Annotated in this window: 14 protein-coding genes; 2 read left to right on the top strand and 12 right to left on the bottom strand. The window is 45.1% G+C overall.

The genetic code is table 11. The features are described 5' to 3' along the window. Window positions 1-3 precede the first annotated feature (3 nt). From etfB to MSP8886_RS11055, 6 genes are all read right to left on the bottom strand, one after another. The gene (gene etfB, locus MSP8886_RS11080) at window positions 4-774 is read right to left on the bottom strand and encodes an electron transfer flavoprotein subunit beta (RefSeq protein ID WP_067016377.1); all 771 of its coding nucleotides are present in this window, start codon (window positions 772-774) and stop codon (window positions 4-6) included. Continuing rightward, window positions 764-2,011 (bottom strand): electron transfer flavoprotein subunit alpha, encoded by a 1,248-nt coding sequence (gene etfA, locus MSP8886_RS11075; protein ID WP_067016376.1) that lies wholly within the window; start codon window positions 2,009-2,011, stop codon window positions 764-766. The genes etfB and etfA overlap by 11 nt, the downstream gene beginning before the upstream one ends. Beyond that, window positions 2,011-3,948 (bottom strand): (Fe-S)-binding protein, encoded by a 1,938-nt coding sequence (locus tag MSP8886_RS11070; RefSeq protein WP_067016374.1) that lies wholly within the window; start codon window positions 3,946-3,948, stop codon window positions 2,011-2,013. The genes etfA and MSP8886_RS11070 overlap by 1 nt, the downstream gene beginning before the upstream one ends. Before the next feature lie 86 nt (window positions 3,949-4,034). After that, entirely contained in the window at window positions 4,035-6,098 is a 2,064-nt protein-coding gene (dgcA, locus tag MSP8886_RS11065) for a dimethylglycine demethylation protein DgcA (protein WP_067016372.1), read from the bottom strand. Window positions 6,099-6,194: 96 nt separating this feature from the next. Further along, window positions 6,195-6,740: a DUF5943 domain-containing protein gene (locus tag MSP8886_RS11060; protein WP_067016370.1), complete on the bottom strand. Its 546-nt coding sequence runs from the start codon at window positions 6,738-6,740 to the stop codon at window positions 6,195-6,197. Between the two features lie 71 nt (window positions 6,741-6,811). Then, on the bottom strand, window positions 6,812-7,789 hold the full coding sequence (locus tag MSP8886_RS11055; protein ID WP_067016368.1) for a dipeptidase: 978 nt from the start codon (window positions 7,787-7,789) through the stop codon (window positions 6,812-6,814). 387 nt (window positions 7,790-8,176) lie between these two features. On the opposite strand from MSP8886_RS11055, the gene MSP8886_RS11050 reads away from it, so the two are divergent. Together MSP8886_RS11050 and MSP8886_RS11045 are read left to right on the top strand one after the other, a co-directional pair. Continuing rightward, window positions 8,177-8,554, top strand: a complete 378-nt coding sequence (locus MSP8886_RS11050) for a Tse2 family ADP-ribosyltransferase toxin (RefSeq protein ID WP_067016366.1) — start codon at window positions 8,177-8,179, stop codon at window positions 8,552-8,554. Next, window positions 8,551-8,793 (top strand): hypothetical protein, encoded by a 243-nt coding sequence (locus MSP8886_RS11045; RefSeq protein ID WP_067016364.1) that lies wholly within the window; start codon window positions 8,551-8,553, stop codon window positions 8,791-8,793. Before MSP8886_RS11050 ends, MSP8886_RS11045 begins: the two co-directional genes overlap by 4 nt. Window positions 8,794-8,959: 166 nt before the next feature. Here the strand turns inward: MSP8886_RS11045 and thrS are convergent, their stop codons facing one another. From thrS to MSP8886_RS11015, 6 genes are all read right to left on the bottom strand, one after another. Continuing rightward, window positions 8,960-10,144, bottom strand: coding sequence for a threonine--tRNA ligase (thrS, locus tag MSP8886_RS11040; RefSeq protein WP_067016362.1), 1,185 nt, complete (start codon window positions 10,142-10,144; stop codon window positions 8,960-8,962). Window positions 10,145-10,381: 237 nt separating this feature from the next. After that, window positions 10,382-11,113 (bottom strand): NAD(P)H-dependent oxidoreductase, encoded by a 732-nt coding sequence (locus tag MSP8886_RS11035; RefSeq protein WP_067016360.1) that lies wholly within the window; start codon window positions 11,111-11,113, stop codon window positions 10,382-10,384. Between the two features lie 126 nt (window positions 11,114-11,239). Further along, a complete protein-coding gene (locus MSP8886_RS11030) occupies window positions 11,240-11,857 on the bottom strand; it encodes an HAD family hydrolase (RefSeq protein ID WP_067016359.1) in 618 nt (205 codons plus the stop codon). Between the two features lie 308 nt (window positions 11,858-12,165). Then, window positions 12,166-12,774 carry an FMN-binding negative transcriptional regulator gene (locus MSP8886_RS11025; RefSeq protein WP_067016357.1) on the bottom strand — a complete coding sequence of 203 codons (609 nt, stop codon included), beginning with the start codon at window positions 12,772-12,774 and terminating at the stop codon, window positions 12,166-12,168. A 128-nt stretch (window positions 12,775-12,902) separates the two neighbouring features. After that, window positions 12,903-13,385 carry a putative signal transducing protein gene (locus MSP8886_RS11020; RefSeq protein ID WP_067016355.1) on the bottom strand — a complete coding sequence of 161 codons (483 nt, stop codon included), beginning with the start codon at window positions 13,383-13,385 and terminating at the stop codon, window positions 12,903-12,905. Between the two features lie 62 nt (window positions 13,386-13,447). Continuing rightward, complete coding sequence (locus tag MSP8886_RS11015; protein ID WP_067016353.1) at window positions 13,448-13,879, bottom strand: GNAT family N-acetyltransferase; 432 nt, start codon at window positions 13,877-13,879, stop codon at window positions 13,448-13,450. Window positions 13,880-13,967 lie beyond the last annotated feature (88 nt).

Below are 13,967 nucleotides of genomic sequence, written 5' to 3'. Positions count from 1 at the left end.
TATCTAACGAATAACATTTTCTTCAATTAATAGGTCAAAAATGGCTTTAGCTTTCTCAGCGGCACTTTCATTTTTCATGACTTTACCGGATCCACCTTGTGGTTTCGCAGTAGCCGCTTTAAAGCGATCTGCCGCTGTCTTAGCCTTCACGGTTTTCAAACGTTTAGGACGAGGTTTCGCTGGAGCCTCTTGCCAATCTACACGAATTTGGTCCACTTCACCATGCGTGTTTACACTTTCCATACGTACACGCTGCCCTGGCCCAAACGCACTTTGGCGAGCTGGCGCTGCCGCATTATCAACACTGGCAATAAAGGGTAACTTAACCGTTACAGAACGGCGTTGACCACGAGGCAATGCTAGCAACACCTCAGCAACACCGTCTTTAATGGAAACAATATCCGCCACCCGAGCCACGACTGGCCAACCAAGCTTTTCCGCCAACAGATAAGGCACCATACCTGAAGATTCACCACTTTCTGAGCGAACGCCTGTGAGCACAATGTCAATCTTTTCTTGTTGCAAATAATCACTTAGTGCAGGAACGGCATCCGCTGTCTCATCTTGCTTCAAGACGGTCATAGCAGGTAATCCCATACCGGCATATTGACGAAGCACGGGCTCTTCTGGATTACCAACATGCAACACAGAAAGCTTTTCACCAGCAAGTTTCAAGCCAAGCTCAACGCCTCGACCATCTTGCTCAGCACGACGAGCGCGACCCGATTGAGGATGGCGACCAATTGATATCAAGGAAACAACGTTAGGCTGCATCGCTTTGCTCCTCTTGTGAACCTTTCTTACGAGCTTGTGCCAACAACATTAACTCAGCCAAAATGTCTTCGCTGTCCCCAATGACACTCAAGGCTGCGCGTTTCACCATATCACAACCCGCGTCTGTGTTGATGGCAACCACTTTGTCACATTGACCAATCCCCTGCATATGCTGAATCGCACCCGAGATGCCCACAGCAAGATACACTCGAGCCGTCACCCAAGTACCCGTCGCACCAACCTGACGGAAACGTGGCATAAAACCATCATCCACTGCAACTCGGCTGGCCCCTTCGGTAGCACCAAGAACCGTTGCCACTTTGTGGAATTGATCCCAATTATGAATGCCGTTACCCGCCGAAAGAATAAACTCGGCTTCGGCAAGCGGAATGGCACTAGGATCAACGTCCATCAAACCTTTGTCTTGCAACGCAGGCTCACTCACCGAGATACCATCCACCTCAATGGCAAGGGCTTCATGACGCGTTTCGTCAATGGCTTCACCACATTCTTCTAACAACATCAGAATACGTGGCGTTTGACGAGAAATATCAAGGCTACCACCGCCACCACGACAGACCGTTTGCTCCCCAGACACTTGCCAAGCCTGAGCAGCTGGGCGCTCACCTAAACGCGCCGCCAAGCGCGAGCCTAAATCACTACCGCCATGAATACTGTCTGGGAACAACCAGTGCTTAGGTGCCAATTGAGCTTCAATATGCGTCAGCGCGGTTAATCTTGCCTCGGGCGCAAAGCCTTCGTACTCGCTAGCGGATAAATGAATCAAGCGATCCACACCAGCCAAATCATAATGAGTTTCTTTGCTCTCGCCAAAGCACACCGCCACCACTGCGCCATTACCTTCAATCGTTGAGACCATGGTATGTGCTAGACCGAGAATATCCTTATCGTGACCGGATAAGCGACCTCCGACCATATCCGGCACCACCACAATGTAGAAATCGGGATTGTCCACTTTATGAAGTGGCAATACCGCCTCTTGGTTCGCCGCAGAACGCTTGTTGCCCACGCCCACTACAGCGTTGCCTTTTAAGCGATCAATACGTTTGAGGCCATTCGGACCAATGAACCCAACTTGGTGAGGGTTCTTACGGAGAAGACCACTTGGCCCTCTCACCTCTCCTTGTACAGCATTAGCCACTGAATCATGGAGTGGATGCAGCCTGTTACGGGCAATCCACTCTCTGCGAGGATCGCGTCGAATGATGTCGCTCATTAATGCACCTCTTCAATCAATTGTCCGGCGAGAATTTCGGCAATGTCTTTTACTTCCGGACGCGGTTCAACCACCCCTTCCAGCATAGCAGTACATTGCTGACAACCAACGGCAACCAATTCTGCGCCGGTTGCTGTCACATCCTCCATACGCATATCCGCAATACGACGTTCACCGGGGATATCGGTAATGGGCGCACCGCCACCACCGCCACAACAACGTGAACGGAATCTAGAGCGCTCCATTTCAGCAACCTCAATACCAAGGGAACGCAGCAAGTCTCGTGGAGCGTCGTACTCACCATTGTAACGGCCTAAATAACATGGATCATGGTAGGTCACTTTGCCACCTTTAAACGTATCCAGTTTCAAAGCACCCGCTTGAACCAATTGATTCAAGAACGTCGTATGATGAAGCACTTCAACACCCTTTAACGCCCCCTCGGTATCAAAGTCCGCGTACTCATTGCGTAAACAGTGGTAAGCATGGGGATCCGTGGTAACAATTTTCTTGAAAGAGTATTGAGATAAGGTAGCAAGGTTGCGTTTTGCTAAACTTTGGAACGTAGCATCATCCCCAAGACGACGCGCCAAATCACCGCTATCACGCTCTTCATCCCCTAGGATAGCAACATCGACATTCGCTGCTTTCATCAATTTTACGAAGGAACGCAAGATGCGCTGGCTACGCATATCAAATGCACCGTCAGACACCCAGAACAAAACATCCGCCTGTTTTTTCTCTTTCATCACGGGCAAGTTTTGATCTGCCGACCAGTTAGTGCGACTGCTCGGTGCGTAACCATTTGGGTTGTCCGTCGCGATAATGTTTTCAAGAACTTCCGACCCTTTATTAGGTGTATCGCCCTTTTCCATGGTTAGGAAGCGGCGCATATCGACGATCGCATCGACATGCTCGATCATCATCGGACATTCTTCAACGCAGGCACGACAAGTCGTACAAGACCATAATGTATCCGCTTCGATCAAACCCGCTGTAATAATATTGTTCGCACCACCTTTGGCATGACCAACTTCTTTACCTGGCTCTTTACCCGTCTTCCTAACAGGATGGGGGCTACCTGCGTATTTCGCATCCGTACCACCTGCAAGACCCACCACCATATCTTGAATCAATTTTTTCGGGTTAAGGGGCTGACCCGCTGCAAAGGCAGGACACATAGCCTCGCATTTACCACACTGTACACAAGCATCAAAGCCAAGCAATTGGTTCCATTTGAAATCACTTGGCTTAGCAACACCGTGTGACTCGCCCCCTAGTTGTGCCGGTTTTAGCCCGGTGGATCGACCACCACCAAAGCGCTCAGGACGACGGTGAAACGCAAGATGCAAGGCTCCAGCAAAAGCGTGCTTCATGGGACCACCCCAGCCCATGCCGAAGAGCAACTCTCCTAAACCAACGATGACGCCTACACTCAGAATCAATGTCAGTAGTACACCGCCAAACCCTTCTGGTAGCACACCTGCCACAGGCAGAGTTAACACAATAAAGGTGAGCGCAAAGGTAATCAGGCTCTTAGGCAAACGCATCCAAGGGCCTTTGGATAAACGCGAAGGCGGATTCAAACGACGCTTGAAAACAAAAAATGCACCGCAAAGCATAAGCACCAAAGCGCCCAACAGTAGCCATGTGACAATTTTTTGCTCTACGTGAAAAACATACACCGCAATGACAAGCACCATAGACAACACAAAACCGCCCGCTGTCGCAACGTGCGTTCTAGACATGTATTTGTCACGTTCAACAACGTGGTGCAAATCGTTAAGGTAACGCCCTGGCATCGCCATCAGGCCAGCAATGAGATTCACTTTTTCAGGCTGCCCTGCGCGCCATAGGCTGATACGGCGCAAGGCACCGATGACGCCAAGAGCCAGAAGCACAACAATCAGAATAGAAGGTAACCAGTCGATAACCATCTTTCACCCTCATCTAGTAAAAGCGGGGGCAGCTTAGCTGCCCCTTGGGTTCAGTTTAAGTTGGTTTAGTTGAGTACGGCTAAACGTTAAAGGTCTTTGCACAAGCGCAGCGCATCATACATGGCGGCGTGTGTGTTGCGTTGAGATACGCAATCCCCCAAACGCCACAAGATCATGCCATCGACTTGTTCAGACAACACAGGCTGAGGTTTAATATCAAACAATGCTTCAACATCAATCTGCCCCTTGTTGTAAGACGCTTCTTTCAGGGCATAATACAGCTCTTCATTAGGACGAGTACCGTTCTCAATCACAATTTGATCTACCACGCGCTCTTCTCGCTGACCGGTATATTCGTTCTCAAGTACCGCCACCAAGCTGCCGCCTTCGCGATACACTTTTTCAAGAATCATGTCAGATGTCATGATCACTTCTTTCTCGTATAGCGAGCGGTAGTAAGTTGGGAAGGTCGTACCACCGATACCCACACCGGGCTTGATATCATCAGTGACCAGCTCAACCAAAGACCCTTTAGACGCCAGATAATCCGCCGCAGACATACCTGAGAATTCACAGATAGTGTCGTAGATCAAAACGTTTTTACCGGGTTCGACTTTGCCACTTAGAATGTCCCAAGAAGACACACATAAGCCTTCATCAGCTCCCCACTCTGGGTTTTGCTCAACGAATGGACGACCGCCTGTTGCAAGGATACAGACATCTGGTTTGAACTCTTTAATCAGCTCTTCGTCGGCCGAAGTACCAAGACGCACATCTACACCTAGACGATCCAGCTCCATCACCAACCAACGCGTAATACCTGCAATCTGGTCACGCTGTGGTGCTTTAGAAGCCAAGGTGATTTGACCACCTAACTCTTCAGCACGCTCAAGTAATGTCACCTTGTGACCACGTTCTGCCGCAACACGTGCTGCTTCCATACCGCCAGGGCCACCACCGACAACAACGATGTTACGAACTGGACCCGTTGTTTTCTCGATAATATGAGGCAACCCCATGTACTCTCGAGAGGTCGCCGCGTTTTGGATACACAGAACATCGAGACCTTGGTATTGACGATCGATGCAGTAGTTTGCCCCCACACATTGACGAATTTGGTCAACCTGATCCATTTTGATCTTCGCGATAAAGTGAGGGTCAGCAATGTGAGCACGTGTCATACCGACAAAATCCACATAACCCGCTTCGATAATACGCTTCGCTTGGTTAGGGTCTTTAATGTTTTGCGCGTGAATAACAGGCACACTCACGACTTCTTTAATGCCCGCTGCCAAATGTAAGAATGGCTCGGGAGGATAGCTCATGTTGGGAATAACGTTTGCCAAGGTGTTGTGCGTATCACAACCAGACCCCACCACACCGAAGTAATCGATAAGACCCGTGTCGTCGTAGTACTTAGCAATTTGCTTCATGTCTTCGTGATTTAGACCATCTGGATGGAACTCATCCCCCGTGATACGCATACCCACAACAAAATCTGGGCCGACTTCGGCACGAACCGCTTTCGCCACCTCAAGACCAAATTTCATACGACCCTCAAATGTGCCGCCCCATTCGTCAGTACGCTTATTCACACGAGGCGACCAGAATTGGTCAACTAAATGCTGGTGAACGGCAGATAATTCAACACCGTCCAAACCACCTTCTTTAGCACGACGTGCCGCTTGTACAAAGTCACCCACAATGCGCCAGATTTCTTCCACTTCGATGGTTTTACAGGTTGCACGGTGAACGGGCTCACGAATACCGGATGGCGACATTAGGTTCGGCCAGTTTTCGCCGTCCCAACGGGAACGCCGTCCCATGTGGGTAATCTGAATCATAATCTTGCCGCCATGCTTGTGCACCGCATCCGCAAGATTTTGGAAATGAGGAATAATACGATCCGTCGATAAGTTGACGGAGCTCCACCAACTTTGAGGGCTATCAATAGACACCACACTGGAACCACCACAAATACACAAGCCACAACCGCCTTTGGCTTTTTCTTCGTAATACTTCACATAACGGTCTGTCGTCATGCCGCCATCAGTCGCATATACCTCCGCGTGAGCCGTACTGACAATACGGTTACGTATGGTCAATTTGTTGATGTTTAATGGCTCAAATAACGCATCATACTGGGACATAACAAGACCCCCGTCCTTATAAAAAATACCAAACTAAAAATCTAAAAAACACAAGAAAGCGCTCCCTGGTTTTGCGAGCGCATTGGCTGTGAAAATCTACAGGGGAGACACTTCAAAATACCCTACATCGCAACCTTCTTCTGCGGCACTTTGTGTTTGAATCGCTTGAGTACGAATCGACAAACCCTGGCTTTTAGCCACTTGATCTAACGCACCGGCAAACCAGCCAGTAAACATGTAATCCACCTTGCGGTTGACCTTTTTACCGTGGATTTTTTCGTAGTGATAAACAAAAGCGGAATTTTCTAAACGCACTTTTGCGGTACCTTTTTCAACGTCTAACGCCTCAGTGATAAAAAAGCCCCAGCCACGTTGAGATAAGCGTTTCAAATAGTGATGCCACACTTCATCGCCCGTAAAACCATGGCACTCGGCTTCTTGTTCACACCAAAAATAGGCGGATTTGTAACCAGCTTTATAGAGGATCTCAGCGTAACGCTCAGCACCAATCTCATCCTCTATTCCCATATGGTTATTAACAAAAAAGTGACGTGGTACATACAGCATAGGCAAAGCGTCTGTTGTCCAAACACCGGTTTCATCGTCTACTTGGATGGGCATTTCAGGGGCATGTGAACTCATTTTACTTCCTCATTAAACGGTCTATTTTTTGTAACTTGTCATATCTAACTGAGTTTCGGCGGATAGCGTGACTATTCGCCCCAGACTTCGCGCAGCAAGTTCACCCAGTTCTCACCCATAATTTTGCAAACTTGGCGCTCACTAAAACCATGTTTTAACAAGGCTTCCGTCAAATTTGGAAACTCACCAACCGTACGAATGCCTTTTGGATTAATAATCTCACCAAAACGTGTCAACCGACGGGCATAGCCCTTGTCATGGGTAAGGTATTCAAAAAAGTCTTCGCCATGGCCTTGAGTAAAATCTGTACCAATGCCAATCGCATCTTCCCCGACGATGTTGTAGATGTATTGAATGGCTTCGACATAATCGTCAACCGTGGCATTCACCCCCGCTTTTAAAAACGGTGTAAACATCGTCACGCCAACAAAGCCACCATTATCGGCAATAAACTTAAGCTCTTCGTCGGAGCGATTGCGTGGGTGTTCTTTCAGACCAGAAGGTAAGCAATGAGAGTAAGCAACCGGCTTTTTAGACTCGATAATGACTTCTTTAGCAGTGTTTGGACCAACATGTGATAAATCGCACAGCATGCCGACACGATTCATCTCAGCTACGATTTCGCGACCAAAGCCAGAGAGCCCCCCATCACGCTCGTAGCAGCCAGTACCTACTAGGTTTTGCGTGTTGTAGCACATCTGCACAATGCCCACGCCAAGATCTTTAAAGATCTGCACGTAGCCGATTTGGTCCTCAAAAGCGTTAGCATTTTGAAACCCCATCATCACGCCCGTTTTACCCTCTTCTTTAGCGCGGTAAATGTCTTTGGTTGTGTAAACCTTGGTCAGCAAATCACTGTTGGTTTCGATCAACTGATTCATCTGGGCAATATTGCGTACCGTACCCTCAAAGTTTTCCCAAAAGCACACAGTGCAGTTAGCGGCCGTCAACTTGCCTTTAGCCATATCTTCGAACAACTCACGATTCCACTTCGCACAAATCAAGCCATCGATCACAATAGCGTTATCATGTAATTCTGCTGCGTTCATTGTTATTCCTTACCTCTCGGTGTGGGGCTTTTAATCTAGTTATAAGCAATGAACTCAGTGTAATTTCTCGATTGGTGGGATAGATGGCTGGAAACGACTATAGGTAGACTAAAAGCGACGAATCGCGACAGCCCCCCTTTCACCCCAATGGGCATCACACATTCCCTCCCTTTATCTTTTTTAAGAGGAAGGTTATGCTTTTTTCTAGGCTACAATCTATGTCTTTTGAAATAAGAGCGTTGCTGCTGAACCCGCAAAATGCGTAAATTTTATGCTATCGCGCTTTTATTTTTACTAAAACATTCTTAGGATAAGCATTCGTTGAAGTAAGATGCTAGGGCATTTCTTGAAATGCATTAAAAATCAGCTACAGACAAGGAGAAAGGAATGAATGTCGAAGACTTATTCATGGCACCAGAAGATTTATTTAGATTAGGCAATGCAACAGGCCCAAGGCTAGATAATATTCGACGGCCAAAGGATGTAGATACAACTGAAATCAACGGTATTCTTGTTGTTATTGCAAATGGTAAAGGTATTTCCCTGTCGACTAAAGACCGTATTGAATCAACACCAATGTCTGGATGGGTTTGGAAAATACCTAAAGGAACATCTGTTCCTGTTGGCCTTAAACTTCTAAATGACCGACCAGGACATTACAGCATAGCCCCAACATCTAATATTCCCTTAGACGAATTCAAAGGACTACTATCAAAATTGGCCCTAAAATGCCAAAAAGTATTTAAAAAGCAGATTGTATTATGACATATATTAAAGAACTTACTATTTCCCTATGCGACTGGGAAACAAGAATTATTCTTGAGTCTATTAACCAAGAAGCCTCGCGCCTAAAGTATATTTGTGAACACTCGGAAGACGAAGATGAAGCAGCAGACGCCGGAAATGATTATTTAGAGGTTATTGGGTTCAAAGAAAGGCTAGAAAAACAAGCAGTAGAGCTGTTTGGCCAACAAATAAAAGATTTTAGCAGAGAAGTTTTATGATTATTCACTCATAGAAACTCCATCTCCATCGACAGACCTCTATAACAAAATACCGTATGTTAGCGTTCTGCCTAAGTAGTACAAAACTAATAGGCTCATGCTACTAAATAAAGGCCGCCAATTGCTTGGCGGCCTATCTGGTTTCGCTGGTCATAATACGCCCCTTTTATCTACCTTGTTTGGCTTTCAAAAACGACACCAGTTCGTTTTCCTTGATGACCTCTATCTGCTTACCCCGCCGGATAGAGAGGCTCGCTGTTTTGGCTTCTTGCGCGCCAATGATAATGATATTGGGGATTTTCAGCTCAAAGCCGCGTTTAATTTTACGACCAACAGAATGGTCACCAAACTCACACAGCACATTGATGTCTTCTTGCTCTAGGTTGACGCGTATTTGATTAGCGTAGTCTAAGACGGAATCATCCACTGTCACTAATGCAACGGGTTGTGGATGCACCCATTCAGGCAATACACCTTGCGACACTTCGAGCAGTATGCCGATCCATCGTTCTATCGAGCCATACACTGCTTGGTGCAAAATAATGGGGCGTTCCACTTCGCCTTGGTCATTATTGAATTCTAGGGCAAAGCGCTCTGGCAAATTGAAGTCCAGTTGGACCGTTCCACATTGCCAAATTCGTCCCATGGCGTCTTGTAATGCCAGCTCTATTTTCGGCCCATAAAACGCCCCCTCACCGACTTGGATCTCATAGGGAACCTTTTCTAACTGACAAGCCGACTTAAGTATCTCCTCCGCTCGGCGCCAAGTCGCCTCATCACCTAGAGCCTGCTCTGGTTGAGTGGAGATTTTCACCTCTAAGGCTTGATAACCGTAGTCGTTATAAATTTGTTTAGCGCGCTTAAGAAATAAGCAAATTTCTTGTTTAGCCTGAGACCAAGCACAAAAAACATGGGCATCGTCCTGAGTAAACTGTCGTAAACGTAGGCTACCATTTAACGACCCAGACGATTCATTACGATGCACTAAACCAAATTCAAACAGCCTAAGTGGTAAATCACGGTAGCTGTGTACACCCCGTTTATACATCAGTATATGAGCGGGACAAGACATCGGTTTCAACGCATATTCTTGATCACCGTTTTGCTCGCCACCAAAGAACATATCGTCTGCATACATAGCCATATGACCTGAAACCTGCCACAGGGACTTTTTCATAAGCTGAGGCGTACGCACTTCTTTAAAACCATATTGGCGATAACAGCGTCGCATATGTTCTTGTATCTTTTGGAACAAATACCAGCCATTCGGGTGCCAAAAAAGCATTCCGGGGGCTTGCTGTTCTGAGTGAAATAGATCGAGCTGTTCTGCTAGTTCGCGATGAGTTTTCATTTCTTTCTCCTAATGAAAGACATTGAGTGAAAAACTCTGAGCGAATAACAGGAAATAGACATTAAAAAAGCCCTCTGGCAATTCGCTCAGAGGGCTTTTTTAATCAAACAACAACTACCCTCCAAACAACCTTGTGGTCGTGGTGGTAGCGGTGTTGCCTTTGAAAAAACAAAATAATCGATTCATAACCAATATTTTTATCACTTAAATGCCGCCATGGCAATATCCTGTCAAATATCACACTGTCGCTTCGGCCCCCTTCTCGTCCCAATCCTCCCAGCCAGCAAAACGTAATGGCTCAAGGTCGTCCAAATGGGTAAGATAGGAATGCCAATCGGTCAGGTTTGCTTTTAAATCTGCTTCGAACTGCTCCGGTGATTTGTAAGTGAAACCTTTGTTTTGTATTTCAGTAGACAGATAAGGCGGGTACACACTAAACCCCATATAGTGCAAAGAAAAATTCATGGAACGTAATAAGTCTTCTATTACTCCGCCACCGCGTCCATTTTGGGTAAAAGTGGATAATGGCGCCCCAGAGGTAACGGAACAAATCGCTCTTTTGCCTTTAAAATAGCCTTTGTCATAGCGCATCTTACTGGTATAAAGTCCACCACCAACAAACACCCTATCGAACCACCCCTTTAGCATGGCTGGCTGCTGATGCCACCACATGGGAAATTGCAAGATCAGTAAATCACAGGCTTCTAAACGGCTTATTTCACGCTTCACCTCTTCTGGAAGCGTATCGGTTTTATAAGCATGTCTTTGCTCTGAAAGTATATCAAACCGTTCCGTGTTCACTCTATTTTGATAGTGTTCGGCTTTTTCAACGGGATCAAAACCCTCGGCATATAAGTCAGACACAACAACATTGTGCCCTAAACTTTCAAAGGCATTAACAGCGGTATTGGTTAATGCACCATTAAATGAATTGGCTTCTGGATGACAATGCACAATGAGAATATTCAACAGAACTCCTAACTTGATAAACGTGTTTTTTTAACATACAGACTAAAAAAGGGATTATCAATCTGGAGACGAGCAGGACACACTAGTTAATAACCTTAATAAGGCAACCTTAAAAGCACAAGCCAACTAGAAACTCAGCCCGAGTTCCTTTAACGCTAACTCACATTGCTCTGCATTTTTAAATTGTATGGCTGGCATACCAACCGCTTCAGCCCCTTCTACGTTATAGGACATATCATCGATAAAAACGGTTTCAGAGGCTGTTAAGTCATATTGACACAACAATAACTGGTAAATTTCTGCTTGAGGCTTCATAACACCAATATTAGCTGATACAACGACACCATCAAATTCAGACCAAAAATCATAAGTGGACTGTAGATACTCCACCGTCTTAACCACATTATCAGTAAGTGCGTAAACGCCATAGCCTGCCGCTTTCACACGTTTCAGCAAATCGACGGATCCAAACAACAAAATCTGGGAGTGTTTGACATAATAAAACAGTCGCTCACACTCTGATTCAGACAACCCCATGGACGCCTGGTATTGATGCTTGGCTTCTGCTTCAGTCACTAGTCCTTTATTCAGGTACACCCAGATACGACTATGGAAAAGGTCTTTTGCATACTGCTCCATATCTTCCATGTTACCGAAAGTCAGCCTTACCACCTCGATAGGAGACCAACGAACCATCACATTGCCGATATCAAACACGACGTTCTTAATGTTGCCTAGTTGCATCTATTCACCTTCGTCATATTGCACAGCAGACCATCATAGAAAAACCAATCTTAACGAGGATTTTATCGAGACGTTATGTCAAAAAGATGACTTTTTATTTTCTTTATATCGTAAAAAAACAATACACATCGTCAGTCTTTCTCATCGCGTTACCGGTATATTAAGCTTCAGATTTTAAGAATATAATCAGCCTTTTTATTCCATTTATGATAATTAATTAAATATGCCTAAACTAACGATCTAGGGAACCCCATACTATTGCCAAAACAGAGCTGGGGAAAACGAAGATAAGACGTCTTATTAATCATTTATTTACCTAGTGATAGTTTATCCATGTAGTTAGCAAGACTTTGAGCACCTAAGTCTTGAGAATTTTTCAGAGCATTATAAACACCAGCCTGATCATCCGTTTTTCTTTGTTGCCCCAATTTTAACTTACCTTCAATATGTGATAATTCCACTTTAAAACCCACAATAGCAGGTAGAAGTTTATCCCTAAATTCGTCCGTTATTACATCTCGTTTAACAAGAAGCTCAGGTTCATACTGATGCACAACTTCTTCAACCGCTTCAAGGGTTTGTTTGTCGTTTAAAAGGGATACTTTCCCATATGCATGTACGGCAGCATAATTCCATGTCGGTACCGCTGGTGATTGAGCATACCAGTTAGGAGATATGTAGCTATGAGGGCCAGAAAATACAATTAAGACATCCGCTCCCTCAAGCTCTTTCCAGTGAGTATTAGCTTTAGCACAGTGACTATAAAGAACCCCATTCTCCCCTTCGTCAGAATGTAAAACAAATGGAATATGTGTTCCTGTCAGTGAGGTAGACACCATTATGCCAAAGCCGAATTCATTGATAAAATTATGAATAACAGACCTATCTTGCATTTTAATATTGTTCGGAATATACATAGAGTTCCTTTTCTAATAAGAGGCTGCTAGCACCTGAGTAAACCAGCATAGTCACCATTTTTTAGGATATAGTTAGCCTTTAGTTACGCGTTTTTTATAATCGCCACTTTTTCGTATATCAATCTATTTTATAATGCTGAATTTAACGTCAGCTCTTGTATATCGGTTATATCCACTTCCCTGTTAAGTAAACGTTTATACCTGATTAATTCGTCTTTAGGGATAACGGGCACTTCGATGCCTTGATAGCATAGTGGCATTGATTTAGAAAAGTCTATTTCCAACCTGTGCCACGAGCCATCGACGACTGATTGAATTCGAGTCTCCTGAGATAAACCAATTTCTATTTTTTGTGAATGATAGATTAGCTGAAAATACTCTAAATCCCAGCCATATTCAGCGTAGCGCATTAAAGGCTTTGAAAGATATGAAGAAACCCTAGTTAACAGTTTATTGGCGTCTGAATTACGGATATACAGGTCAATATCAGCAACTTCTCGACTGCCGCCGTGAATGATTGCCGCCAACCCTCCAACAATCTGATAGTCGATGCCTTCTGACTCCAATATTCCCTTAAGCCAACTCAAAGCGTCTTTCACTCTATCACTCATCTAGAGACCTTATTCATCTGATGGTAAAAACGTCTGATATACAAACTGGCTAAAGCCCTCAGTTAGCTTTTTTGTATGCCAACCATTGAAAAGTGATGACTTGCAATATTGAAACCTTCACGTAAATAAAACTTATGTGCGGGAAAACGCTGAACACCAGAATCTAAGTGAATTTGCCCACAACCCTTTTCCAAAGCATAGGATTTGAACCAATCCATAAAAAACTTACCCACACCACGGGAACGAGACTCAGGGTTGGTAACCAAATCTTCGATGTAAATATGTTTACCCCACGCGAGTTTTTCACCAACGCTGAACCCAGCGACAGCCAATACACCCTCTGATGATTTAACATAGACGACTTGATAGCCATTCGATTGCTGTTTGTCGATTTGAGCAGACAAAGAATCGACATTATAAGTCGTACGAAGTTGTAACAACACTTCCAGTACGGATGCATAATCAGAGTTTTTCTCTAAAAATTGGACTTCCACTCTTTCTCCCTTTAACAGCTAGATGGAATAAATGAGTATGTTAACGGCTCAATAACACAGGCTCGTATGATTCAACATATCATACTTT

This window comes from Marinomonas spartinae, assembly GCF_900089775.1.
Classification (GTDB): Bacteria; Pseudomonadota; Gammaproteobacteria; order Pseudomonadales; family Marinomonadaceae; genus Marinomonas; species Marinomonas spartinae.
This window is presented reverse-complemented; position numbering and strand designations above follow the sequence as displayed.

Bases quoted from the DNA above. Each gene is read 5' to 3' on its own strand.
- etfB (WP_067016377.1), bottom strand. From the start codon at position 774: ATGCAGCCTAACGTTGTTTCCTTGATATCAATTGGTCGCCATCCTCAA.
- etfA (WP_067016376.1), bottom strand. From the start codon at position 2,011: ATGAGCGACATCATTCGACGCGATCCTCGCAGAGAGTGGATTGCCCGT.
- MSP8886_RS11070 (WP_067016374.1), bottom strand. From the start codon at position 3,948: ATGGTTATCGACTGGTTACCTTCTATTCTGATTGTTGTGCTTCTGGCT.
- dgcA (WP_067016372.1), bottom strand. From the start codon at position 6,098: ATGTCCCAGTATGATGCGTTATTTGAGCCATTAAACATCAACAAATTG.
- MSP8886_RS11060 (WP_067016370.1), bottom strand. From the start codon at position 6,740: ATGAGTTCACATGCCCCTGAAATGCCCATCCAAGTAGACGATGAAACC.
- MSP8886_RS11055 (WP_067016368.1), bottom strand. From the start codon at position 7,789: ATGAACGCAGCAGAATTACATGATAACGCTATTGTGATCGATGGCTTG.
- MSP8886_RS11050 (WP_067016366.1), top strand. From the start codon at position 8,177: ATGAATGTCGAAGACTTATTCATGGCACCAGAAGATTTATTTAGATTA.
- MSP8886_RS11045 (WP_067016364.1), top strand. From the start codon at position 8,551: ATGACATATATTAAAGAACTTACTATTTCCCTATGCGACTGGGAAACA.
- thrS (WP_067016362.1), bottom strand. From the start codon at position 10,144: ATGAAAACTCATCGCGAACTAGCAGAACAGCTCGATCTATTTCACTCA.
- MSP8886_RS11030 (WP_067016359.1), bottom strand. From the start codon at position 11,857: ATGCAACTAGGCAACATTAAGAACGTCGTGTTTGATATCGGCAATGTG.
- MSP8886_RS11025 (WP_067016357.1), bottom strand. From the start codon at position 12,774: ATGTATATTCCGAACAATATTAAAATGCAAGATAGGTCTGTTATTCAT.
- MSP8886_RS11020 (WP_067016355.1), bottom strand. From the start codon at position 13,385: ATGAGTGATAGAGTGAAAGACGCTTTGAGTTGGCTTAAGGGAATATTG.